Annotated in this window: 26 protein-coding genes; 19 read left to right on the forward strand and 7 right to left on the reverse strand. The window is 34.3% G+C overall.

Going from position 1 to position 25302, the window contains the following annotated elements; translation table 11 throughout:
- Positions 1-20: 20 nt before the first annotated feature.
- The 8 genes from FFR60_RS05730 (at position 21) to FFR60_RS05770 (ending at position 9012) form a co-directional block, all read left to right on the forward strand.
- Positions 21-242 carry a hypothetical protein gene (locus tag FFR60_RS05730; protein WP_137663415.1) on the forward strand — a complete coding sequence of 74 codons (222 nt, stop codon included), beginning with the start codon at positions 21-23 and terminating at the stop codon, positions 240-242.
- Positions 243-254: 12 nt separating this feature from the next.
- Entirely contained in the window at positions 255-755 is a 501-nt protein-coding gene (locus tag FFR60_RS05735; RefSeq protein ID WP_137663416.1) for an antirestriction protein ArdA, read from the forward strand.
- Positions 756-809: 54 nt separating this feature from the next.
- Entirely contained in the window at positions 810-1829 is a 1020-nt protein-coding gene (locus FFR60_RS05740) for a hypothetical protein (RefSeq protein ID WP_137663417.1), read from the forward strand.
- Positions 1830-1908: 79 nt separating this feature from the next.
- The gene (locus tag FFR60_RS05745; protein WP_137663418.1) at positions 1909-2304 is read left to right on the forward strand and encodes a conjugal transfer protein; all 396 of its coding nucleotides are present in this window, start codon (positions 1909-1911) and stop codon (positions 2302-2304) included.
- A complete protein-coding gene (gene tcpF / locus FFR60_RS05750) occupies positions 2288-4738 on the forward strand; it encodes a conjugal transfer ATPase TcpF (RefSeq protein ID WP_137663419.1) in 2451 nt (816 codons plus the stop codon). The genes FFR60_RS05745 and tcpF overlap by 17 nt, the downstream gene beginning before the upstream one ends.
- Complete coding sequence (locus tag FFR60_RS22910; protein WP_371852909.1) at positions 4738-7083, forward strand: CD3337/EF1877 family mobilome membrane protein; 2346 nt, start codon at positions 4738-4740, stop codon at positions 7081-7083. The genes tcpF and FFR60_RS22910 overlap by 1 nt, the downstream gene beginning before the upstream one ends.
- Positions 7080-8084: a bifunctional lytic transglycosylase/C40 family peptidase gene (locus FFR60_RS05765; RefSeq protein WP_137663421.1), complete on the forward strand. Its 1005-nt coding sequence runs from the start codon at positions 7080-7082 to the stop codon at positions 8082-8084. The genes FFR60_RS22910 and FFR60_RS05765 overlap by 4 nt, the downstream gene beginning before the upstream one ends.
- A 16-nt stretch (positions 8085-8100) precedes the next feature.
- A complete protein-coding gene (locus FFR60_RS05770; RefSeq protein ID WP_137663422.1) occupies positions 8101-9012 on the forward strand; it encodes a conjugal transfer protein in 912 nt (303 codons plus the stop codon).
- Between the two features lie 183 nt (positions 9013-9195).
- Here FFR60_RS05770 and FFR60_RS05775 read toward each other — a convergent pair whose 3' ends face one another.
- Together FFR60_RS05775 and FFR60_RS05780 are read right to left on the reverse strand one after the other, a co-directional pair.
- Complete coding sequence (locus FFR60_RS05775) at positions 9196-9789, reverse strand: response regulator transcription factor (RefSeq protein WP_137663423.1); 594 nt, start codon at positions 9787-9789, stop codon at positions 9196-9198.
- The gene (locus tag FFR60_RS05780) at positions 9786-11747 is read right to left on the reverse strand and encodes a sensor histidine kinase (RefSeq protein ID WP_137663424.1); all 1962 of its coding nucleotides are present in this window, start codon (positions 11745-11747) and stop codon (positions 9786-9788) included. Before FFR60_RS05780 ends, FFR60_RS05775 begins: the two co-directional genes overlap by 4 nt.
- 546 nt (positions 11748-12293) lie before the next feature.
- Between FFR60_RS05780 and FFR60_RS05785 the strand changes: the two genes are divergently transcribed.
- Genes FFR60_RS05785 through FFR60_RS05815 form a run of 7 tightly spaced genes read left to right on the forward strand, consistent with a single transcriptional unit; the run spans position 12294 to position 19178 of the window.
- The gene (locus FFR60_RS05785) at positions 12294-12431 is read left to right on the forward strand and encodes a putative RiPP precursor (protein WP_137663425.1); all 138 of its coding nucleotides are present in this window, start codon (positions 12294-12296) and stop codon (positions 12429-12431) included.
- A 10-nt stretch (positions 12432-12441) separates the two neighbouring features.
- Positions 12442-14316: an asparagine synthase-related protein gene (locus FFR60_RS05790; RefSeq protein WP_249354961.1), complete on the forward strand. Its 1875-nt coding sequence runs from the start codon at positions 12442-12444 to the stop codon at positions 14314-14316.
- Positions 14317-14364: 48 nt separating this feature from the next.
- Positions 14365-14613, forward strand: coding sequence for a PqqD family protein (locus FFR60_RS05795; protein WP_137663512.1), 249 nt, complete (start codon positions 14365-14367; stop codon positions 14611-14613).
- On the forward strand, positions 14613-16904 hold the full coding sequence (locus tag FFR60_RS05800) for a lasso peptide biosynthesis B2 protein (RefSeq protein ID WP_137663426.1): 2292 nt from the start codon (positions 14613-14615) through the stop codon (positions 16902-16904). The genes FFR60_RS05795 and FFR60_RS05800 overlap by 1 nt, the downstream gene beginning before the upstream one ends.
- A 50-nt stretch (positions 16905-16954) precedes the next feature.
- Positions 16955-17662 (forward strand): ABC transporter ATP-binding protein, encoded by a 708-nt coding sequence (locus tag FFR60_RS05805; protein WP_137663427.1) that lies wholly within the window; start codon positions 16955-16957, stop codon positions 17660-17662.
- A gap of 2 nt (positions 17663-17664) precedes the next feature.
- The gene (locus FFR60_RS05810) at positions 17665-18450 is read left to right on the forward strand and encodes an ABC transporter permease (protein WP_137663428.1); all 786 of its coding nucleotides are present in this window, start codon (positions 17665-17667) and stop codon (positions 18448-18450) included.
- On the forward strand, positions 18450-19178 hold the full coding sequence (locus FFR60_RS05815; protein WP_137663429.1) for an ABC transporter permease: 729 nt from the start codon (positions 18450-18452) through the stop codon (positions 19176-19178). Before FFR60_RS05810 ends, FFR60_RS05815 begins: the two co-directional genes overlap by 1 nt.
- Positions 19179-19597: 419 nt before the next feature.
- On the opposite strand, the gene FFR60_RS05820 is transcribed toward FFR60_RS05815, so the two are convergent.
- The 5 genes from FFR60_RS05820 to FFR60_RS05840 all read right to left on the reverse strand — a co-directional run bounded on the left by FFR60_RS05820 (position 19598) and on the right by FFR60_RS05840 (position 22650).
- A complete protein-coding gene (locus tag FFR60_RS05820; protein ID WP_137663430.1) occupies positions 19598-20191 on the reverse strand; it encodes a class I SAM-dependent methyltransferase in 594 nt (197 codons plus the stop codon).
- A 144-nt stretch (positions 20192-20335) separates the two neighbouring features.
- Complete coding sequence (locus FFR60_RS05825) at positions 20336-21241, reverse strand: NAD(P)-dependent alcohol dehydrogenase (protein WP_212741898.1); 906 nt, start codon at positions 21239-21241, stop codon at positions 20336-20338.
- 26 nt (positions 21242-21267) lie between these two features.
- The gene (locus tag FFR60_RS05830) at positions 21268-21972 is read right to left on the reverse strand and encodes a DUF4386 domain-containing protein (protein ID WP_137663431.1); all 705 of its coding nucleotides are present in this window, start codon (positions 21970-21972) and stop codon (positions 21268-21270) included.
- A gap of 48 nt (positions 21973-22020) precedes the next feature.
- A complete protein-coding gene (locus FFR60_RS05835) occupies positions 22021-22230 on the reverse strand; it encodes a helix-turn-helix transcriptional regulator (protein WP_137663432.1) in 210 nt (69 codons plus the stop codon).
- 3 nt (positions 22231-22233) lie between these two features.
- Positions 22234-22650, reverse strand: coding sequence for a hypothetical protein (locus FFR60_RS05840; RefSeq protein ID WP_137663433.1), 417 nt, complete (start codon positions 22648-22650; stop codon positions 22234-22236).
- A 688-nt stretch (positions 22651-23338) separates the two neighbouring features.
- Here FFR60_RS05840 and FFR60_RS05845 point away from each other — a divergent pair.
- From FFR60_RS05845 to FFR60_RS05860, 4 genes are all read left to right on the forward strand, one after another.
- On the forward strand, positions 23339-23800 hold the full coding sequence (locus tag FFR60_RS05845; RefSeq protein ID WP_137663434.1) for a hypothetical protein: 462 nt from the start codon (positions 23339-23341) through the stop codon (positions 23798-23800).
- A 12-nt stretch (positions 23801-23812) separates the two neighbouring features.
- On the forward strand, positions 23813-24205 hold the full coding sequence (locus FFR60_RS05850; protein ID WP_137663435.1) for a sigma-70 RNA polymerase sigma factor region 4 domain-containing protein: 393 nt from the start codon (positions 23813-23815) through the stop codon (positions 24203-24205).
- 73 nt (positions 24206-24278) lie between these two features.
- Positions 24279-24491 (forward strand): helix-turn-helix domain-containing protein, encoded by a 213-nt coding sequence (locus tag FFR60_RS05855; protein WP_137663436.1) that lies wholly within the window; start codon positions 24279-24281, stop codon positions 24489-24491.
- 540 nt (positions 24492-25031) lie between these two features.
- Positions 25032-25238, forward strand: a complete 207-nt coding sequence (locus tag FFR60_RS05860; RefSeq protein ID WP_137663437.1) for a hypothetical protein — start codon at positions 25032-25034, stop codon at positions 25236-25238.
- Positions 25239-25302 lie beyond the last annotated feature (64 nt).

The raw sequence follows: 25302 nt of genomic DNA on the forward strand, positions 1-25302 counted from the left end.
ATGAAAGTGAGGAATAATAAATGAACTTTGGACAAAATTTATATAACTGGTTTTTAAGCAATGCTCAATCACTTGTGTTACTAGCAATCGTAGTGATTGGCTTGTATTTAGGATTTAAACGTGAGTTCTCTAAGCTCATTGGCTTTGTGATTATCGCGTTGATTGCGGTCGGTTTGGTCTTTAATGCGGGTGGCGTGAAAGACGTATTACTTAACTTGTTCAATCGAATCATTGGAGCATAAGGAGGTACGAAAATGGAAAGGCAAGTTTATATCGCTAATTTAGGCAAGTATAACGAAGGCGAACTAGTTGGTGATTGGTTCACCCCACCGATTGATTATGAAGACATGGCAGAACGAATCGGCTTAAATGAAGAATATGAAGAGTACGCCATTCATGATTATGAACTCCCCTTTGAGATTAGCGAGTATACACCAATCAGTGAAATTAACCGGCTATGTGAAATGATCGAAGAAATAGAGGGCACACCGATATATGATGAATTAAGTGAAATACAAGGTATGTGGTTCAATTCCTTGGAAGAACTGCTGGAACATAAAGACGATATCATTTGTTATACCGATTGCGATTCTATGGAAGATGTGGCGGCCTATTACATTGAAGAAACAGGGATACTTGGAGAAGTACCAGCAAATCTACAAAATTACATTGACTATCAAGCTTTGGGTAGAGACATGGAACTTGAAGGGAATTATCTTGTTACTTCTCATGGGATATTTGAATACATTTCCTAATTTATATCCTTATACGTTATAATAACTGTAGCTGCTGTTATAGGAGGTGTTAGGTTGGTAATAATTAACGTATATGGAAAAATTCCTAAAACTTTGATTTCTGACAAGCTGAAAATTTATATTTCAAATATCCCGGATGATTGGAAAGAAGAAATCATTGAAGATGTACTAAAAGAAGTCCGACAACAAAAGTTCAATATACTAGAAGATGAAAAAAGATATGGTAAGACTCATAAATCTGATTACTCCTTATCCTATTTTCAAAAAATTGTTAAGGAAAATATAAAAGGCTATACTAAAAATAATATAGATTCGATTGAAAATTGTATCCAATGTTTGGTAGATAACATGATTCATCTATATTTTGATTATGAATATAGTGACATGCCCTTTTTTGATTGGTCATCAAATTGTTTCGACGGAAGATTTTGTGAAGAAGATTATGCAGAAAAAGTTATTAATTTTATTAATTTTATTCACCATGATTTTCCAAATGAAATTCATATAGATACTGTCTATTCAAGTAATAATGACCATCTCCATCAATCAATCATCCTCTTTAAACTAGGCTTTAAAATAAATACAGGTTTTAACCATCTTAAAACTCAATCTGAATCTATTGCTAAATTGGTAAGTACTGGTAAAAAAATAGATAATTATATAAATTCAGAATCTGATTACTATAAATTTGACTATATTCTAAACAGTATATATAAAGATAACGATTATAATCAAAATCACTTTTTTAAAACATATTCTCTATTAGAATTAACTTTATTAGAGCCATATCAAAGAACTAGTGAAGTTGATAATCTTTTAGTCCCTTATTTAAATAAAAAATATGGCAATGAATCAACAAATGTCGCAAAAACCCTAAGACAAATGAGAAATAAAATTGGACACGGAGATTTCAAAGGTTTCAACAATAAAGCAGAAGAATTTGCTCAAAAATATATGAAGCACTATTCTTTTGATTACTCAGAATATAGTAGATTGAATTGGATATTACTATATACTTGTTGCTTGCTTGATGATTTGCTAAGAAACATACTTTTTAAGCAATTAACAAATTGACAAGTAACTACTATTAAGAGCATTCCTCTAAGAAGGGCTGCTCTTTTTCTATGCACTGAAGTAGAAAGGATGTGATATTTTGAAAAAAATCAGAAGTTATACCAGTATTTGGTCAGTAGAAAAAGTTCTCTATGCCATTAATGATTTACAACTCCCCTTCCCCATTACCTTTACTCAAATGACGTGGTTTGTGGTGTCATTACTGGCGGTGATCCTCTTTAGTAATATACCACCTCTGTCTTTCATTGACGGGGCATTACTAAAATACGTAGGATTACCAGCAGCACTGACATGGTTTATGAGCCAAAAAACCTTTGATGGAAAAAAGCCTTATGGTTTCTTAAAATCAATCCTCAGTTATTGGCTTCGTGTCAAGGTCACCTATGCTGGAAAAACAGTTAAACTACAAAATCAGAAACTCAATGAAGCCATTACGATCGTTAGGAGTGAAATGTATTATGGCGTATCCAATTAAATATATTGAAGACAATTTAGTGTTCAATCATGATGGCGAATGTTTTGCTTACTATGAGCTGATTCCTTATAATTACAGCTTTTTAAGTCCTGATGAGAAATACCAAGTACATGATAACTTTCGTCAGTTAATCGCTCAGAATCGCGATGGTAAAATCCATGCTTTACAACTAGCGACAGAAGCCAGTATCCGAGCCACACAAGAACGATCAAAAGAAGAGATCACTGGACGATTAAAAGAAGTCGCCTACAATAAACTAGACGAACAAACCGAAGCGTTAGTTTCTATGATTGGCGACAATCAAGTAAACTATCGCTTTTTTATTGGCTTTAAGCTGCTTTTAACGGAACAAGAACTTTCCCTAAAAAATGTACAGTCTAGTATCAAAACTGCTTTTCTAGACTTCTTAAATGGTGTTAATCACAAATTAATGGGCGATTTTGTTTCAATGCCTAAAGCAGAGATTGACCGCTTTGCGAAAATGGAAAAACTTTTAGCGAGTAAAATTTCTCGTCGCTTTAAAGCACGTGCCTTAGATAAAAACGATTTTGGCTATCTCATCGAACATCTTTACGGCAATCAAGGTACGCCCTTTGAAGAGTATGATTATCATTTGCCTAAGCGGTATCGGGATAAAGAAGTGCTCGTAAAGAAATACGATCTATTGAAACCAACACGCTGTCTCATCGAAGAAAAACAACGTTACTTAAAGCTAGAACATGAGGACAGTACCACTTATGCCGCTTACTTTACCATCAACTCAATTGTCGGTGAGTTGGATTTTCCAAGTAGTGAAATCTTTTATTATCAGCAACAACAATTTACCTTTCCGATTGATACCAGCATGAATGTAGAAATTGTGGCAAATAAAAAGGCTTTATCGACGGTTCGCAATAAGAAAAAGGAACTTAAGGACTTAGATAGTCATGCATGGGAAAGTGACAATGAAACCAGCACCAATGTAGTAGATGCCTTGGAGTCAGTTAATGAACTAGAAGCAAATCTAGATCAAAGCAAAGAAGCCATGTACAAGTTGAGTTATGTGGTACGTGTGACGGCGAAAGACTTGGATGAATTGAAACGCCGTTGTGATGAAGTCAAAGACTTTTACGATGACTTGAGTATTAAATTGGTTCGCCCGTTTGGCGATATGTTGGGCTTACATGGGGAATTTATCCCTGCTTCTAAACGCTATATCAATGATTATATTCAGTATGTCACTTCGGATTTTTTGGCTGGACTTGGTTTTGGAGCAACACAAATGCTTGGGGAAAATGAAGGGATTTATGTCGGCTATAATCTCGATACTGGGCGAAATGTGTATCTAAAACCAAACCTTGCCAGTCAAGGTGTGAAAGGTTCTGTGACGAATGCCCTTGCGGCGGCTTTCCTTGGTTCCCTTGGTGGCGGAAAATCATTTTCTAATAATATGCTGGTTTACTACGCTGTGCTCTTCGGTGGTCAAGCCGTGATCGTTGATCCGAAAGCCGAACGTGGTAATTGGAAAGACACTTTACCGGAAATTGCCCATGAAATTAATATCGTTAATTTAACAAGCGAAGAGAAAAATAAAGGGTTGCTTGATCCCTATGTCATTTTAAAACGCAAGAAAGATGCCGAAAGCTTGGCGATTGATATACTCACCTTCCTAACTGGTATCTCTAGTCGTGACAGTGAGAAGTTCCCTGTTTTACGAAAAGCGATTCGGGCAGTAACGCAAAGCAAACAACGTGGATTATTACTAGTGATTGATAAATTACGTGAAGAAAACACACCGATTAATCAGAATATCGCTGATCATATCGAAAGCTTTGTGGATTATGACTTTGCCCATTTACTCTTTAGTGATGGTTCCGTGAAACAATCGATTAGTTTGGAAAAACAATTAAACATCATTCAAGTGGCGGATTTAGTCTTACCTGACGCAAACACTAGTTTTGAAGAATACACGACTATGGAATTGTTGAGTGTTGCCATGTTAATTGTGATCAGTACCTTTGCCCTTGATTTTATTCACTCTGACCGTTCTATTTTTAAAATCGTTGACCTTGACGAAGCGTGGAGCTTCTTACAAGTTGCCCAAGGAAAGACCCTTTCTATGAAGCTAGTCCGTGCTGGACGTGCCATGAATGCGGGGGTCTATTTTGTTACCCAAAATGCCGGAGACTTACTAGACGAAAAAATGAAAAATAATATTGGGTTGAAGTTTGCCTTTCGCTCAACTGATTTGGTGGAAATCAAGAAAACATTGGAATTTTTCGGGGTGGATGCCGAGGATGAAACCAATCAAAAACGATTGCGCGACTTAGAGAACGGACAATGCTTGATGTCTGATATTTACGGTCGAGTTGGTGTGATTCAGTTCCATCCGATTTTTGAAGAACTCTTACACGCCTTTGATACGCGTCCGCCGATCCGAAAAGAGGTGGAATAATGAAGCGTCATGAAGAAAAGAAACAACAAAGACTACAGACTAAACAGATCAAAAGGCAAAAGAAGATTCAAAAGAAAGCAACTAGTAAACAGCTACCACTCTATAAAAAAGTGGGGCGTTACGCGGCTCTTTCACTGGTCGGTATATGTGTCATTCTTGTTCTCCTTGCCAGTCTTGGAACAGTAGTACATGCGGCTGGGTTAGTGGATGATACGATCAACACTGCCAATGAGTATTCCAAATATGGGCTGGCTAACTACCAGCTTGACTTTTATGTAGACAATAGTTGGGGCTGGCTACCATGGAATTGGTCAGATGGCTTGGGAAAAAGTGTTATGTACGGCTTATATGCTATCACTAATTTTATTTGGACAATTTCACTATACTTGTCCAATGCTACTGGCTATTTAATTCAAGAAGCCTACAACTTGGATTTTATCAGTGATACCGCTGATTCTATCGGAAAGAACATGCAAACCCTTGCTGGGATCACTCAAAATGGCTTTTCCAGCTCTGGCTTTTATGTTGGTTTCCTGTTGATCTTTATTTTAATTCTAGGAATCTATGTTACGTATACCGGCTTAATCAAACGAGAAACCACCAAAGCCATTCAAGCCATTATGAATTTCTTGGTGGTCTTCCTTTTGTCGTCTTCCTTTATTGCTTATGCGCCTAGCTATATTGAAAAGATCAATGATTTTTCTAAGGACATCAGTACCGCCAGCCTTGATGTTGGTACCAAAATTGTATTACCCAATAGCAATAGTCAAGGAAAAGACAGTGTGGACATGATTCGAGATAGTTTGTTTGCGATCCAAGTGAAACAACCGTGGTTGCTTTTACAGTATGATTCAACGGATGTGGATGAAGCCAGAGAAGAAAAGCTGTTAGCAGTCAGTCCTGATACAAACAATGGGAAAGACCGTGAAATGGTAGTCATTGATGAGATTGAAAACCAAGACAATGCCAATCTATCGCTTGCCAAAGTCATTAATCGTTTAGGTATAGTTTTCTTTTTATTTGTGTTTAATATCGGTATCTCTATCTTTGTTTTCTTATTAACCGGAATGATGATCTTTTCTCAAGTACTCTTTATCATTTTTGCCATGTTCTTACCGATTAGTTTTCTATTAAGTATGATCCCTAGTTTTGATGGAATGGGCAAACGTGCGATTACAAAATTATTTAACGTGATCATGACTCGTGCTGGCTTAACCTTAGTGATTACCGTAGCCTTCAGTATTTCTTCTATGCTTTATTCATTGGCTGGCTCCGCGCCTTTCTTTATGACCATGTTTTTACAAGTTGTTACCTTTGCCGGAATTTATTTTAAGCTAGGCGATATTATGAATTTATTCGCCCTACAAAGTAATGAGTCTCAAAGTATGGGGCGACAATTATTAAGACGTCCGCGTATGTTTATGACTCGCCAAAGCCGCCGACTTCAACGCACAATGCGACAGGTCATGCGTGGAACTACCCACCAAACAACAACGAAAGCTGCGAGCAACGGCGTCCAACCAAAAAGCAAGTCAGCCACCCATGAGCGCGGAAATCAAAGTAGACGGAATCCAACGACTCAACCGACTCATTCCGATAATCAACCGAACAACCTTGGGGCAAAAGCAGGAGCAGCAGTCGGCAATGTACTAGATACTAAAAATCGAGCATTAAACAAAGCCACAGAACTAAAAGATACAATTAAGGACGCACCGACTAATGCAAAATATGCTTTGTATAAAGGACAGCGTGAGTTAGTGCGTAACGCAGCTGATTTTTCATCAACCCTAAATGATACTAGAACTCAAAAGCAAACCAAGCGTGAACAACAACACCACCAGCGTCAAATGACGATTGCCCAACGGCGGTTGGAAATGGAAAAAACCAAACAAACAAGACTGCATCCAACAACTCCAGCTAACACGAAACCAAAAGAACAACCAATAAATCCAGCACACAAGCGACCAATAAAAGCTAAACCAGCGCTCCCTTCCCAATCATCAGTACCAAAACAGGACAATGTTCCAAACAACTCGCCAAAAGTTGCTGAAAACCTTAGACCCGTTGTTAACTCTGTACCACCTAAGAAAACGGTCACTTTATCGGAATCCGATAAACGATTAGCATTACCAGAACCACAAGTAACTAGACCTGCAACAGTAACAAAGAATATGATTCCATCATCCGAGCCAAAAGTGCCAAGATCAACCTCAGTACCCAAAACTACTAGCCAAACAAAGAACTCACAACGTGTCTCTTCACAAAAGCAACAAACAGTAACAACGAAACATTCGGCAAATAAAACGAAGAAAAGACAAAAGAAGAAACCGAGGTCGAAGCTATGAAAGTACGTTATATGGCTATCATGGGTGTCGTCTGCTCGCTGTTCTTTAGCTTGTTATTGTTCTTTGTAGTAATTACAGCAGATTCCGAAGATCGCACAGCCAACCAAACAGCAGTAAATGGCGGCTTGAATGTTTCTCCCGAAGTATTAAAGCACAAAGCATTGGTTGAAAAATATTGTAAAGAATACGAAATTGAGGAATACGTGACTACTATTTTAGCCATCATGCAAGTGGAATCGGGCGGTACGGCGGTGGATGTGATGCAAAGTTCAGAATCGTTGGGATTGCCGCCAAATAGCCTAAGCACTGAGGAATCCATTAAACAAGGCTGTAAGTATTTTAGTGAGCTATTAGCTACTGCTGAGAAACTTGGCTGTGATTCCGATTCAGTGATTCAAAGCTATAACTACGGTGGTGGCTTCTTACCTTACGTGGCAGCGCATGGCAAAAAATACACTTATGAACTGGCAGAAAGTTTTTCAAAGGAAAAAGCTGGTGGTAAGAAGGTGACTTATACCAATCCAATCGCCATTCCCATTAATGGCGGTTGGCGCTTTGCTTACGGCAATCAATTCTACGTCTTATTGGTTAAGCAATATTTGACCCCTGCCCACTTTGACAATGAGACGGTACAAACCATTATGGATGAAGCATTAAAATATGAAGGCTTCCCTTATGTCTTTGGCGGCTCTTCCCCAAGTACTAGTTTCGATTGTTCTGGCTTGGTGCAATGGTGTTACGCCAAAGCTGGCATTCAACTCCCGCGCACAGCCCAAGCCCAATATGACGCAACCACCCATCTTCATTTATCTGAAGCAAAAGCTGGGGATTTGGTCTTTTTTCATTCGACTTATAATGCTGGCGAGTATGTCACTCATGTGGGGATCTATGTGGGAAATAATCGGATGTATAACGCTGGCGATCCAATTGGCTATGACGATTTGACAGACAGTTATTGGCAAGCCCATTTGATTGGTGCAGGTCGGATTATACCTAATTAAGAGAGGATTTGATGAAATGAAAATAAAAATTGAACGAACAAAAAAGCAACCGAAACCTAAAAAGCAAAAGAAAAGACCTACAATTAACGTGGGCATGCATAAAAAGCTGACACTTGTTTTATGGTTTGTATTAATTGGCAGTGTAGGTTTCGGCACTTATAAGAATTTTACAGCCATCGATCGGCACACTGTGCATGAGAAAAAAGTCATTGAAACAAAGATAGTAGATACAAACCGGATTGAAAGCTTTGTGACGGCTTTCGCGACGGATTATTATACTTGGCAACAAGGCCAATCCGCCATTGATCGTAGAAATGAGCAATTAAAGAACTATCTTACAAAAGAGCTGCAACAACTCAATTTGGAAATGGTGCGTTCCGATATTCCTACCAGCGCTACCGTTCAACGTATACAGATTTGGAGTGTCACGCGATCCGATGATAATGAATATGACGTACTCTTTTCAGTAGAACAACAGATAACTGAGAACAAGAAAAAAACTACTATCACTTCTACTTATAGCGTGCAAGTTTGTATGGATAAAGATGGAAATCTAGTAATTACGAAGAACCCGACTATGAACAGTCAGCCTAAGAAATCAAGCTATCAACCAAAACCGCTTGAAAATGACGGCACGGTGGATGCCAGCCTAACAGCAGAGATCAATGGCTTTCTTGAAACATTCTTTAAGTTGTACCCAACTGCAACCGAAAAAGAGCTAGCTTATTATGTCAGCAATGACGCGTTACCAGTGATTCAGAAGAACTATGTCTTTGCGGAACTAGTTAACTCAATTTACTCCAAAAAAGATAAACAGATTTTTGCAAATGTGACTGTGAAATACTTAGATCAAGAAACTAAGACCACTCACCTTGCACAATATGAACTGATCCTTGAGAAGCAGGATAACTGGAAAATAATACTATGATTTCTCAAAAAAATGAGAAATCACAACAAGTAGTTTGATTTGACTGGAACTGATTAGAAGCAATACAGATCAATTACTTTTTGAAGGTAATTCAGGAGATAAGATTGCTAAACTAAATCATGAAAAATAACCTTTATATTATAGGATATGGAACTCAGTAAACATTGATATATTTTTTTAGTATCAATATCCTTTTACTCTAATAATTCCCAATTCAATAGCTTGAATAATTGCAGAAACAGTTGAATTTACCCCTAATTTATTATTTATGGAAACAAGATGATTGTTTACTGTTCTTCTACTAATATAAAGACGTTCTGCTATTTCCTGTTGCCTAAGACCTTCTGCGGCACATTTTAGTATCTCTTTTTCTCGTTCACTCAGAACATCTAATGTACTTTGGCACTTGGGTAGCAGATTATTTCCATGATGTATTTTTTTTAAATCATCATATAATTCTTCAATTGTTACATTTTTATTTAATAGTCCCCATGCTCCAGACTTTATTGCTTCATTCTTATATTCAATTAAATCAAAGCCCGATAAAAAAACTACTTTTTGATACGGAAATTTTTCAAGAATTTCTTTAGATATATCAAATCCACTTAACTTTCCAATATGGATATCTAATAATACTAAATCTGGTTGATCATTTTTTAGTTTATCTAAAAATATTTCTGGCTCAGTAAAACTAATTATTGAGATATCCATTGGTCGAAATGCAATTTCCAGACTCTTAGAAAAAAGTGCATGATCATCTAGTAAATATACTTTCATGAACTTATATCCTCCTTTGCAATCGGTAAAGTTATTGCAAATTTTGTTCCATGCGGGTTTACAGACGATACCTTCATTTTCCCGTCTAATGAATTAACTTCTTGATTTATTGATAAAATACCAAAATGCTTATTTTCAAACTCCCTAAGTTTTATCTTACTATAATCAAATCCTGTACCGTTATCTTGTACAATGGCTTCAATGTAAAATTCACTTTGAATAAGTGCAACAAAAATTTCTGTTGCTTGAGAGTGTTTTAATGCATTAGTTATTAATTCTTGCATAATTCGATAAATATGAAACTTCTCTTCTTTTTTTAAATGAGTTTCTTGTGGACAATAAAAATTAACAACTATAGATTTATGCTCTTCATTGAATTTATCACAAAGAATTCGGATACTTTGTGATAAAGGTGCAGTTTCAATTGTCGAAGGATATAGTTCAAATATTTTGTCTCTAAAGGTTTTATTTAAGGTATCAAAAGTTTCTAATACTAATTTCTTTGTTTCTACATTTTCAGTAGACATAGATTCGATTAATTTTTTTAAAGCTAAAATATTTTGCAAAACATTGTCATGGATAAAAAATGAAAAATCTTTATGAAAATTTTGCACCATGTTTAAATATTCATAATTCACGTATTCATCATAAGATAAACTTTCTATTTTTAGAGCTTCTTGTTTAACATCATATAATCGTTCATTTTCAATAATTATTTTACCAACAACACAAACTAAATCATTTATTTCTTCACATTTCACATTTTCCAAATCATGGCTTCCCCCTTTATCAATGAGTAACCAACCTAAAATATGTTTATTCTCAAAAAAAGTAAATTTTCTAAATACATTGTTGTGATAATGGAATATGTTAGAGTTGAGTTCAAATTCATCAATAATTTTATTTGTTAAAATCAATCTGGAAAGTTCCCCTGAGCTAGACAAAATATAAGGTTGGTGTTGATCTTTCCAAACCATTAAATAGCTATCTATTTCATAATGCTGTAATAAAATTTTACTAATTAAAGTACTCACTGAAGACAAAGTTTTTTCTTTACTGATAGTTTGCACAAGTTCAATTTTTTCTTTTTGAAACTCTTTTTTTCTTTGTTGAATTCGTCTCACTTCAATACTACTCAGATACCAATTCTTCAAATAAAGGATGAACAAAATCAAGCCATAAAAAATAGAAATAAAATAGATATCAAATATAGATAACCGGAGAAAATAATAATTAATAATGAAGAAGACTCCTATACAAATAATATGAGTAAACAAATTTATAAAAATCGTAACTTTGTTTAGGCGAATTTCATTACGCTTTATTAAAATAATACCGACTGTAAGTGGAATAAAAAAAAGAATTAATCCACTTAATATTGAAGTAGAAATAATTAACGAAAACAGTGCCAAAATTAATATTCGAATTAAAAGAATCTGCTCTTTTTTAGTCTGAATAGTTAATCGATCTTTTCCTTTGAAATATAGAAATAGGCAACTAATTATATCTAAAACAAGTACTGTGCTTACCATCCACTTGAATTTTTCAAAATTCATCAACAACAACATGGCAACAATAGTAGATTGTACAAATAAAATTCGATTAACTCTAATTGAAATAGATGAGGCTGAAATTAAATTGAAAGTGCAAAAAAATTTATAAATGAGATATGGTAAAAAGGAAATTAATATATTTTTAACAGGATAAATAAAAGAATAATGTAATAGTCCCAATACTAAGGAAATAGCAGTAAAGAAAGTAAGGATTGCAAAGTATCTAATCCTTTTAATATCTCTAGAAATGAAAATAATGATAGCACAAAAAAGGATAAGCCCAACAATAATCGGTATAACAATTGTTGCTTGCGATTCATACAAATTGTCCTTCTGCTTAATAGTAAGTAGAGATATCACCAAGAATACAAACAAGGATGACAAGTAAATAAATTTTTCTTTCATAAACTTCCCTCCAATCTAATTATTTCTTCACCATCATATAAGTTATTATTTTTCAAAGAATACGGAATTGGATATCAGAATTTGTAATTCGATCAAACTCATTCTTAAAACCAATCCTCTTTATAAAAGCTTATAAATCATCAATATCTAAATTTTTGGTGCTTCATAAGCGCGTAAATAATGGGGGTTCTATTTTTATTCATCTCTAAGTATATTTTAATCTACAACTTAATCATACTCCTTCTTAAATAATTGCACAATGTACTCATTACAAGAAAAAACTCTTCTTGTAAAATTAATACATCAGTTAGAGAAAGGATATATATTAATCGTTATTTATGAGAGTTTCTCTAAAAAAGAAATATCCAAACATAAAGATAACAAATCACAACAATGCACTTTTCTGATTTAGGAAGTTTTATTTTTGTGTTTGACAAGCATATCGACAATGTCTATTTTTGAGCACTTGGCAACCAAAGTAACTATTTTCTAATGTGAATGAATTAGAAAATTTAGTGTACAGAAAATAAGTAGGAGGTGAACTCTATGAAAACACAAAATTACAGTAAACCATCAATCGAAAAAATTGCAGGTTTCAAAGAATCTACTCGTGGTCTTTGGACAGGTAAATTTAGAGATGTATTTGGTGGGCGTGCTCTTTTCCAAATTGTAATTTATTACTAGGATAGAAGAATTGGAAATAATTAAGCCAGTGGTCATCGAATTATGCGATTCGATGACCTTTTTTATAATCTGGATAATCTTTAGGGAGGTGCTTCTAATCGCTGTAAACAAATCAAATACATCAATATCTGAAAAAGAAACAATGTTTCAAAAACGGATTACTACAAACTACACTAATATACTCCTTGTCTCCAATGTAGAGTACACTCAACATACTCATAATCAATTTGAAATCTACTGCATTTCTTCTGAATACTCGAGGATATTTTGTAATAAAGAACAATTTAATTACTCTTCCACAGAAAATACATTGGAACATCTTCAGAAAAATATTTTCAAAGGTATATTTGTTTTAATAACTGGAGAAGGGCTATTCATGGGAGGACCATTATTTGATGTTTCTCTTTCATGGGTGGATTTAACTAATGAACTAATCATTAGTGATTCATCAACAAATATCGCATTATTTCTTGATTTACCAATTTCAAAATCGGCAATTGCATTGAATCTAATTCATAATTTACCATATTATCCATTTCAAAATATACCATTGTGGGAAAAAGTCAATACGATCCAACCATTCTATATTTTGAAATGTACAACAAATGGAATCTTAGAAACAATACAAACTTGGACGCCTCCAAATCTAGAAAATAAGGTCGAATCTATTTATCCCAAAATAAGAGAACGTCTTCTAGAAATCCTTAGTCAAAATACCGTTAATTACTCTGAGATATCTGCTGATCTATCGGGTGGAGTTGATTCAGCAACAATTATTTACATTTTAAAAGCTCTTCAAGCTAAAATTAAACTTTATCACGCAAACGCTGACAGTGAATGGAATAGTGATTCTACATGGGCAAAATTAATCTCAAACGATATTAACACCATGTTTACTTCATTACCATCACTAGGTAGCTCAGGAAATAATTTTAAAATAGATATAGATTACTCCAATTCTGTGCTGCCAGATTCTCCCCTATTTTGGGCAGATACTGAAGGATATGTTGAATCTATAGAAAGTGCAGCATTGACTCCAGCAAATGCCACTCATTTTACTGGTCTTGGTGGGGATGAATTATTCACCCCTATGCCTGCCAACGCATGGTCTCTTGTACGCCAAAATAAATTACGCAGTATAGACTTAGGTTTACGATATTGTTTACTAAATCGGATTCCAATTTCAGTTGGGACAGTAGATCTAATAAATAATACTTCCTTTAAAGAAGCTGTAAAAAACGAAATAGATAAAGGGTTTGGCTATACTAAAACAACTCGTCAAAGTTCTACACTTAATTGGTGTGGTCCTGTCACAGTACCAAATTGGCTTACGAAGCCTTATCGAGAATTAAGTTACAACGCTCTAATAAAAAAATTAGACAACACATTGGATTCCTTAGACTCTGATCGTTCTCGACACCAGATGATTGAGTCTCTACTCTTTCAAAGACATTTGATAACCCAGATTAATAACCTATATGGTGTTAACGGTATGACTTGGCAAGCTCCTTTTTTAGATGTAGACATTATTAATTATTCTTTAGCTATACCAGCTCGTTATAGACAAGATCATAATATAACAAAATCAATTTTATATAATTCTACTAAAGGACTTGTTTCAAAAAATATTTTTACACGTGGGTTTAAAGGAGATTATTCCACTGGTTTGTATAAAAGCTACAAGGAAGCTGTAAAGAAGTATTCCCAGAAAGTGCACCAATTTAAGCTAGTTGAGTTGGGAATTATAGATGCAGATATACTAATTTCTGAATTATCAATGCCTTCTGCTCTACATACTAGAGTTGAAGCTGTTGAGAGATTAGCAGCTGTTGAACGCTGGCTTCGTGTAGCTTTAAAAAAAATAGAAAAAATGAAAGAAAATTAATGCTTATTAACTTGTAGTTATTTTCTAAAAAAGGGAGGAATAAGATTGATGAGAAAAGTAAAAAGAGAGCTAAAAATTATTAGTCAAGATGATGGAGCAGTCGTTTTGGATAAAAGTAGAGGAATTTATTTTCAAATAAATGCTTCTGGAGTTGCTATGTTAGAAGGTTTGAGTAAAGGATTGACTGTAGAAGAATTAGCACTACAATTGGAAACCTCTTTTTCTCTAGATAAAGCTCAAGCGAAAGCAGATGTTGCTGAGTTTATGACTCTTTTAAAGGAGATGAAACTTGCATAATGAATATCCAACTTTTCCCAGAACAAATAGATCCAGTACCTTTTAGTGCAAGATTTCTGGCTCGCTTGAGTTTAATACTGTCTGCACCGCTTAATTGGATGTCTCCTGGGAGAATTGAAAAAATTTTATTAAAATTGATAAAAAACAATCCTCCCGCATCAGAAAAACAGGTAAAGATTGCACGAAACGCAGTGTGTATCGTAAGTAGTAGATGTAGAAGTCAAGAAGGATGTCTTAGACGATCACTTGCTGTTGTATTAGTACTATGGCTACAACGTAAATCAGTAAGTTGGTGTACAGGATATGCACAAGAACCATTTAGAGCACATGCCTGGGTAGAGTTAAATGAATGTCCCATTGGAGAGCCAGCAGAAGTTCAGATATATTCTAAAGCGATATGTGTTCCACATCATTCAAATGATATCCTCAGAAAGGAGTCGTATTTGAAGAAAATGAAACAAGAAACTATAGAACGTAAAAAAAAAGAATCCGAAATTATTCATTCGGAAAATCATACACCTTCAGTAAACATTAGATCGCTGTTTGCATTAGCAAAGGGACACAACTGGGAATTCATTTGCGTTGGAATACTAGGGTTAATCAGTGCAGCTTTAACTCTCGTTCAACCTAACCTTGTTGCCAATTTAATTGACCAATCAGATACAGGAATTAAGATTAATTCAAGTTTAGGCATTCTCATTATAGTGTTGATACTATCAACGATTTTAACAGCTATCCAGTATTATTTGCTACAAATAATTGGTGAAGGAGTCGTTTTTAAAGCACGCAAAAGTTTAATTAGTCACTTATTAAGATTACCAATTCATGAATATGATACACGAAGTGTAGGCGATCTACTGAGCAGAGTTAGTGGTGATTCTTCTAAATTGAGAATGGCTTTGATACAAGTAAGTATTGCGCTAAGTAGTGGTTTTTTAGTCGTCATTGGAGCAGCTGTCGGTATGATTTTGAGAGATTCTCTGCTATTTATTTTGGCTCTTTCAACAGTTTGTGTATCATTTATCGGGACTATCATTATGAGCAAATCCATACAAAAAGCTAGTTTTTCTGCACAAAAAGAATTAGGGAAATTAAGTGGAGATATCGAACGTGATTTACATGCTATTAGAACTATTCGTGCAACAAATGCAACAGATCTAGAAGAGAAAAAATCTAAACTTCAAGCAGAACGATTGCGTAATATTGGAATAAGATTAGCAAAAATACAAGCGTTCATGGCCCCTGTTTCCAATATGACTCTGCAATTATCTGGTCTAATTGTGCTGGGAATAGGTGGGTACCGTGTATCCGTTGGATTAATGTCTGTAGCTGATTTAATTGCATTTGCTTTGCTACTCTATACAATGATTGGTCCCATAGGACAAGTTTTCAATGCTTTCGGAGGTGTTGGAGAATCACTCGGTGCTTTTGCTAGAATTCGCGAATTATTAGAACTTGCATTAGAAAGTGATTATGATGTTACCCCTGTCATACCTCCTATTTCGAATTTAATAGCTGAAGAAGCTGCAGTTTATTTTGAAAACGTCAGCTTTGGCTATAATAAAATGAAATTTGGGTCTGACCCTAAGGAGCAAGAAGAAAATATGATTCTTAAAGAAGTGACATTATGTGCAGAAAAAGGAAAAAGAACTGCAATTGTGGGTCCCTCTGGTGCTGGAAAGAGCACCATGCTTCAATTAATTGAAAGATTTTATGATCCCGACAGTGGTCAGATATTCGTTCAAGGTAAGGATTATAGACATTATAGTAGAGAAGAGCTTCGAAGCTGCATCACTTATGTTGAACAAGATGCTCCCGTTATTTCTGGAACACTACGTGACAATCTACTTTTGGGAAATCCTGAAATATCTGATTCAAACTGCATCAAAGTATTAGAAGAGGTTAATCTTCATCATTTATTAGAACGAGATTCTAAAGGACTTGATACACAAGTTGGAGAGTCTGGAGCAAATCTCTCTGGCGGAGAAAGACAACGTTTAGCGATGGCACGTTCGCTTTTGTCATCTGCAGAAATTGTTTTACTAGATGAATTAACCTCTAATTTGGATAGCTTAAATGAATTAGGAATGAAAAAAGCAGTGGATAAATTGAAAGGTAAAAAAACAGTTATCGTTGTAGCACATCGTCTATCTACAATAATTGATTCTGATATCATTTATGTTCTTGAACACGGTAGAGTTGTCGGTTCAGGGAATCATAATGAGTTACTTGATACAGTTCCACTTTATCGGGAATTAGCGAAAGAACAATTTGTGGATAGAGAAGTATAATTTCCCATTTGTAAGTACAATAAATAAAAAATTTTAAAGGAGTTGTACTATTGAAAAATATTATAATATCAAATGTATGCAAGCAGCATAAAAATAAAAATATACTGGAAAATATAACCTTCAAAGCTACAGAAGGACGTATAACAGCTTTTCTTGGTCCAAATGGAGCTGGAAAGAGCTCTACACTTAGAATCCTACTTGGTTTAGATCGCCCTTCATCTGGAACAGCAACTTTCGAGAACAAAAAATATAGTAATTTCACTTTTCCATTACAAATTGTCGGATCAGCATTCGATGGAATTGGTGGAACCCCATCAAGAAAAGTTCAAACACATCTGAAAATTATAGCGAAAAGTAATAATATACCAAATAAACGCATTTCAGAAGTTTTAGATATTGTTAATCTATCAAAAAAAAGGCATTCACAACTTGGAACCTTATCTTTAGGTGAAGGACAAAGGTTAGGTATTGCTATTGCTCTACTGGGTGATCCTCAGTATCTTGTTCTTGACGAACCAACAAACGGATTGGATCCCATAGGTATAAAATGGTTTAGAAATTTTATTCGTGAACAAGCTAATCAAGGAAAGACTGTATTACTCTCCTCACACTATCTTACTGAAATCGAAGCTATTGCGGACGACGTTGTTATCATTAATAACGGGCAGATTGTTGTAACCGGTGAGCTTCATGAAGTGATGCAAAGTATTGAAACCTTAGAAGATGTATTCTTTCTACTTACTGAGGGAGGAAATTAATCATGAGTTTTGTTAAAATAACTTATTCCGAATTTTCCAAATTGATAAATAGTCGTGGATGGTGGATTGTTTTTGGATTAGTAATTATTCTTCAACCATTACTTGGATTATTAGAAGCTAACCAAATACTCTCCATAGGATTAGATGCAACTCCCGCAACACACCCAGACTTACTAGAAGCTATACCTCCACTAGATTATTTTGGTTTTGACGCTGCTTTATTCGGTTTACTTCCAATTGTAGTCTGGGGTGGAATTAGTGGTGCTAGTGAATATAAAAATCATAATTTGCGTACAACCATGTTATATAGCAATAAGCGTAAGGAACTTTTTAGCGCCAAACTAATAACTATTTTGATTTCAACTATTTTAGTATCATTTGTTTCAATATTTATAACCGTTGCCATCACACATGTTAGATTAGGTAATTTAGGATTGAATCCATTCGTTTTAAGTCCAATAGCTTGGAAATTTATTGGCTACACGACATTAGACTGGACTTTATTAACAATTCTATCCTTTTCCATTGGCTTACTTTTTAGAAATATGATTGTTCCATTGATATTTCTAGTACCTCAAATCTACAACCTTGGCAGTTATCTAGCAGAAAGATGGTCTTTGGGAGAATATCTGCCTGTTGCAGCAGGAAATTTTATTGTTGCTACTCCGGTTAAATCTTATCCTCATGATCCTACAAAAGGTATATTGATACTTCTTTTATGGATACTTTTTACTGTGCTAATAGCACTTTATTTGTTTAATCGTAGCGATGTAGGAGGAAAATATTAATGATCAAGAATATTCTTCAAAGTGAAATAATCAAATTCTTCTCTTACAATTGGTGCTTGTTTGGGACGATCGGAACTGTTTTAGTAGCTCCTTTAATATTATTTTTTTCTGGAACTGGAAATAGTCAATCTTTGATGAACAATGAAATATTATCTATCAGTTTACGTAATTTATTTTTGAGCCAAGCAGGACTTGTTATAATAGCTGCTTGTTTCTTCGGTCAAGAATATTCAAATTCATATTTACGTACGACTTTATTAACAATACCTGCTCGAATAAAGCTCATCACTACTAAGATATTTCTTCTAACAATTATAGTATGGATTATTGGTTTTTTCTCCAGTTTAATTTGCTTAGGAGTTGGTATTATTCAATTTAACAGTTCTTTTAGTCTCACTTTAATTCTAGAATTTTTGATTAAAGTTACAATTGCTATGTTAAGTTGGACGCTAATAACTTGGATTACAGTCTTTTTGACTATCATTACTAAATCACAAATTTTATCAATTGCAATGATGTTCTCTCTTATTCTAGGTTTAAGTCAAATGTTATTTGCAATGACTGTATTTGCAAAATACCTGCCCGATTTAGCAGCTATGAATCTTTTTTTTACACCCCGAACCACTTCTTTATTAAATGGTTCTCAAGGTTTATTAGTTCAAATTATCTGGTCTTTATTTCTTGGTCTGATTTCATTTGGATTGATTCAATATCGTGATGTTCGATGACTAGTTCATTGCTGTCTCACCTCTTCACTTTCCTTAAAATACAACATAAAAACTATCAAAAATTAATTGATAGTGTTTATGTTGTTATTAGACAGCATTAAGACCTCCTATTAATAAAGAGATGATTATTTAAAAAAAAAGAGCGCTGATGAAGCTTATAGTTGAATTAATCCATTTCAAGACCTTAGCAATAAGTCACCGTCTGGCAATATCAATTTCTTTGATTGGAATGACGAGGGTATAAGTGATCATAGATGAATTGTTGAAAAATTTGAACATAACACTGCCCACACTATTGAAAGAAATTTAGGAGATAAGATTGCTAAACGAACTTATGAAAAGAACAGCTCTTATATATTATGGGATATAGAACACCTTAACAAAAAGATAGTTACAGCCGTTCATTTCATTTGCAATTTCTATAACTTATCTGCCTTCTTTCGAGCAATAAGAAAGGTCGAATTTTTGGCATTCGGCAATGGAAAACATGCTGTAACATGCCAAAGTTTACTAAATTGCTGCCGATATTCTTTCTCAGTCCAAACATGAAAACCTAAAGTCCTCATTGGAATTTTCACCAGGTTTCCATTTGTTGTAAATGTTGGTGCAATCAAAATACCATCAGACTTTAAAACACGCTGAATATTCCGAAAAACAAGTTGAGGATCATCAACGAGGTGAATACCGTTTACAACAATCACCACATCAAATGTATTCTCTGGATAGGTTAGATCCGTCATATCTTGAATGCTAAAAGTCAGGTTTTTAGCGTTTGATTTTTGTTTGGCTTTTTCAATCATTACTTCTGAAAAATCACTTGCTTCAATATGCGCGCAATAAGGAGCAATTCGTGCGGCAATCGTTCCCGTGCCTGTTGCTAACTCCAAGACAGAATCGTTTATCTGTATGTTCTTTTTCATCAAATCAATAAGCGTATCATATTCAGCAGCAGTACGTTCCTGGTTTTCATTATAGGTTCGAGCTATTCTATTCCAAAATTTAATTTTATTCACCAGTCATATTCCCTCCTTTACACTACCATTATTATGCTAAATAAATTTATAAGAATAACCATTAAAATTAAAGATATTCGCCACTGTAGTTTTCATACGCGGCCTAAGTCGTTTATTAAATAATATAGGAACCTTTCTTTTAATTTATGGGATTTGAATAACGACATTTCCTCGTTTGCGACCTGATTCTGTTCGAGCATAAGCTTCTTTCATTTGCTCTAATGGATAAATGTGGTCAATAACTGCTTTAAGTTTTTGCTCCTGAGCCATTTGCAATAGAGTAGATAAGTCCTCCACTGACTCACTTACTAGTCCCTTTGAAATTGAAAAATATTTACCAGGAAGTCCTAAAGCTTTTTTTGAACCATTTCCAATTACACCAACGGCATCGAAAACCACGTCGTATTCTTCAGCTTTTACTAATTCTTTGAAATTACTAGCGGTGTAATCAAGTACTCGATCGGCACCCAAGCTGGCTACTAAATGAAGATTTTTTTTACTGCAAACAGCAGTGACTTTGACGCCAAAAATTTTAGCAATTTGAACCATCGAACTCCCAACTGCCCCAGAAGCTCCATAAACGAATAAATGTTGTCCTTTGTTTAGTTTGGCTTTACGAATATAATGTAATGCCGCAAATCCCCCAAAAGCAAAAGTTGTGGCTTCTTCATAAGAAATAGCATCAGGAATTTGAACAATAGCTTTCGTAGAAGGAAGTGCTATATATTGTGCATGACCACCAAAACGCATTCCAGTTGAAGCGACCACACGATCGCCCACTTTAAAATTCATTACATTTGCTCCGACTGCTTCAATATTTCCTGCGAAATCCGTTCCTAAAATGGGATTTCTTGGTCTTTTGAATCCGAACATCAGTCGAATTGGCAGTTTTCCCTTACGAATTACACAATCTCCTGAAGCCACTGTAGTCGTGCGAATTCGTATTAAAAGTTCATCCTCTTTAATCGTTGGTTTAGGCACCTCTTGAATTTGAAGTACTTCTGGTGAGCCATATCTCGTACAAATAACAGCTTTCATTTGATTAGACATCTCTAATCCTCCTTGTATATAAATGATTAAATCTGTTCAATACCGCTTATAATCAATCGAACCGCAAAAGCAATTTCGCCAATTGCTGAACCAATCAAAAGGACAACACGAATTACACTAATAATTTTATTGTCCAAAACAAAAATTTTGCTATACGTTTCAAAAAAATAACCAGCACTGGCTAGATAAAGTAAATAACCAAACAAGCTAGGCATGACTCCCGAAACAGTGACTAAATAGCCTAATGCCAATAAACTTACACCAAGAAAAAGTTGGGAAAGATAGACACCATATACATGTGCCTGTTTTAGCATCTCTAACCAGTCACGAATCCTATCGTCTCCTAATTTTTCAATTAATGGAGCGTTAGTCATTAAATGTAAACTAATCAGTGGCAGGAATAAATTCACCCCTTGGATCGTTGCCATGCCTAATCTAGAAAAACTAACAATTGCTGGTAATGGTGAAGGAATGTGTCGAAATAACTGAAATAGACAAGCAGCAACAACTATTTCCGTTAGAAAAATGAAACTATCACCTAGAATGCCATACCGAATCCCAAAGGCCATACCTTTGGTTGTTGGCAATGTTTGCGTCTTAGCCATTTCAAAAATAGTTGAGCCAGGTGTGGAAAAAACTAATAAAATAACGATTAAAACCAAAAACAAAATTCCAGTAATCTTCGGCAAATTGCTGAAAACATTTGTCTTAACCAACATTTCTAAATTCATAAAAGAACCCCTCCTTCGTTGATTGAGTGAACAAGAATATTCATTTCTTTATTCTAAATAAAATAGTTCTTCAACAGGTACTTCAAAAAATCGAGCGAATTTAAGTGCTAATTCAATACTGGGAAGAAATTTCCCATTTTCTATCGCGTTGATTGATTGCCTAGAAACACCGACTTGATCTGCAAGTTCTTGTTGTGTCAGCTTTTTCACTTCAGTACGATACTTTTTCAATTGAATAATTACTTTTTCTGTTTTCATGGTTTACCCCGCATAATAGTAAGCTTTCGTCAGATTAATGGTTGCAATAAGTACAATGAAGCCTATTCTTAAAATCAAAATAATTTGTTCTTGAGCTGCCGTTAAAGCAAAGGCTGCCATTATTGCTATAAAAAATATAGATAACGCATAAGAAAAATTTCGAAGAATATTTTTATTAATTAGTTTTTCCCATTCGCCAATAACTTGGTTTTCTTTAGGCGTAAAGAACGATACCAAAATATCTAAAACGATGGAACTAATCACAAGCGTACCAAGCATGATCAAAAATGTATAACCTATTATAGTTATTTCTGATTCTGGACAGTTACTAGAAATAGCTGCATCATAGACCATTCCGACAAACCAACTAAGAAAAAATATTTTGATGATCTCTATTGTTACATAAACTTTTTTTGTCATAATCGAACCTCTTTCGTGTCAAGTCTTGTTTACACTTATAACATAACAGTTAAAATCAGCAGTGTCAAGTTCTATTGACATCCAATTCATTTTACCGTGAAATATCCCTTAGTGTTGTTTAACAAAAAAAACTGTAAATATCTCACTAAGGACCTTCATGTAAACAACGCTTGACATATCTTTTTTTTAAAGGTATGATATCCATGACAACAAAACTTGACATAAGTATGACTGTGAATAGTAGTGCCAGAATAACATAACCAATTTTCACATCTTAGACTTGTTCATATATTAAGGTATTATTCATTTTCTTAAAGGCGTCAGTTTTTAATTCTTTACCATCCTAGTTCTGACTTCTCTGCCCATTTTTGCAGCTAAAAAAGTGATCTCAAATTTTAAAGTTTACGATTTATATATATGTTATACAAACCAAGGAAGCTATACTACTTTTGATTTTCTAATATGATGAAGCATACCAATCTCAATCATGATGATATTTTTCTTTATGTTTTTGACTAACCTATTCCTTAAAAATAAGATATCAAAAAACAGTATGCTAGACTCTTTAAAAAGCGTCAAATAACTGTATAGTATAGGAAAAAGTTCTGGTTTTGAATCAATAAATTCTTTCTTATTTTTAGTTTCAAAATGATTAGTCCCTCCTATTTACTTTATAGGAGGGATTTTTATGTTAGATAGACAAGAAGAGAAAAAGATCATTTATAAACTGATGAGAGAATTGATTGCTGAACGTAGAGAATTAAGCAAACAATATTATGATTTAAAAAAACGCTTGGACTCCTTAAATACTTTACCAAATGTGCCAAACATCAAGAAAGAACCAACAACTACTTCATCTTTGATAGAAAAAGAACAAATTCAAGAACGTGATGCCTTCCATCGAAAATATAAAAGCGCCCATTACCTTCCTTTTGATCGTGTTTCCAAAAATATTTTGTCGATTCTTAAGCAGAGTCCTGTTCCTCTCAGTAATAAACAAATTTTAGAAAAATTAAATACTGAATACGAACTTCACGTCACTTACCAAAACCTGTCCGCTAATATTCTACCGAAAATGCTAAAGGAACGATCTTTGCCGATTGAAAAGTCTTGTCGCGGTTACTGGCAATATCATTTGCCAAAATTATAGGAGGGTTGGGATATGAAAACTGAGTCAGAGATTACTTACATCTTTATTCGTTATGTCACAGTTACCCTCAAACGACAAGCAAATGCTTTTTATAAAAGAGAAGGACGTATTTTTTCAAATGAATCACAATTATTGATTGAATCAAAAGATACAACTGAACAGTTGCTATTACAACAAACTAATCTTTCCATGCCAGATATTCTTTTAGAGAAAAAACTTTTAAATAAACATTTATATTTAAGTTTATTTCAATTAACAGATAAAGAGCTGTTTATTTTGAAAGAAAAGCACTTAAAGAAGCAATCAGATGCTGAAATTGGACAAAAACTTCATTGCAGTAGTCAAGCAATCTCTAAAAAAAAGCGAGCTATTTATTCCAAATTAAAAAATGTACTTTCTTCTTAATAAGTTATCAACAAATACGAGCACCTCCATCTCAAATTTATCTTTCAAAAAGTAAAATTTAAGGTGGGATAATATGGGGCTTAAAAATCTTGTTCCTTTAATTCGGAAAGCTCAAAGTGGTGATCAGAATGCAATGCTTGAGTTATTACTAGAATTTGAACCATCTATTATTAAATACTCACGTCGCTACACTAATCAAGTAAATGAAGACTGTTATCAGGAGTTAGCAGTTCAGTTTATTATTGCTGTCCAATCATTTGATTTAAGTAAATATACCGGCGATTAAAAAAAAGCAACCAGCAATTATTCTTGAAATTTTGGTTTCAGAATGATTATTGGTTGCTATTTATTTAGTGAAGGCATAAAAGCCAAGTGTTCCTTGAAAACTAAATAGCTATTTTTGAATCACGTTCCCTGTCATTCGAGCTAAGTGTAAATACGCCATGATCTGATTTAGCGATAGATATTTAACACTACACTTGATCTAGGTACTCAAGTCGCCATGACAATGACAGAAAATAATGATACTTCCGTAAGGCTCGCCGTAAACTGGGGAGAGGTGAAACTCCTATGTGCTTTACCTAAAGCGATTCAAAAATCGATTAGACTTGATAGCAAGAAATCAGTCAAACTTTATTAATTGTTTTCTTAAGTGAGATTTTAACAAGCTGACCTCCTCTAGAAAAAGGAAAGTGAAAACGCTATAATTTGGTTATAGTATTTGATTCTAGCTCGTACTCTTTTATAACTATTTTTAGATTGGAGGTCAAAAAATCAATAATATGTAAATTGATCCATTAAATTATATAAAGGTGGAATGCCGAGTATGACCATTCCAAAAGATTCTTCACCGATCCTAGGCAGATATGTTAATCAAAAGACATTGATGAAAGAGCTGCACATAGGATTTGATACATTAAAGAAACTCCATCTCAACGGATTGGAGGCTATTGTAATTGGTAGACAACATCTTTATGATCTTGAGGAGTTAACAACTGTTTTAAATCAAATAAAAGATGATTCCAAGCAATAGAAATTCTAAATAGTTATCAAAATCTTACTAAAGACAAACATATCCTAATCTAATTAATAAATTA

This window comes from Enterococcus hulanensis (assembly GCF_005405485.1).
Classification (GTDB): Bacteria; Bacillota; Bacilli; order Lactobacillales; family Enterococcaceae; genus Enterococcus_A; species Enterococcus_A hulanensis.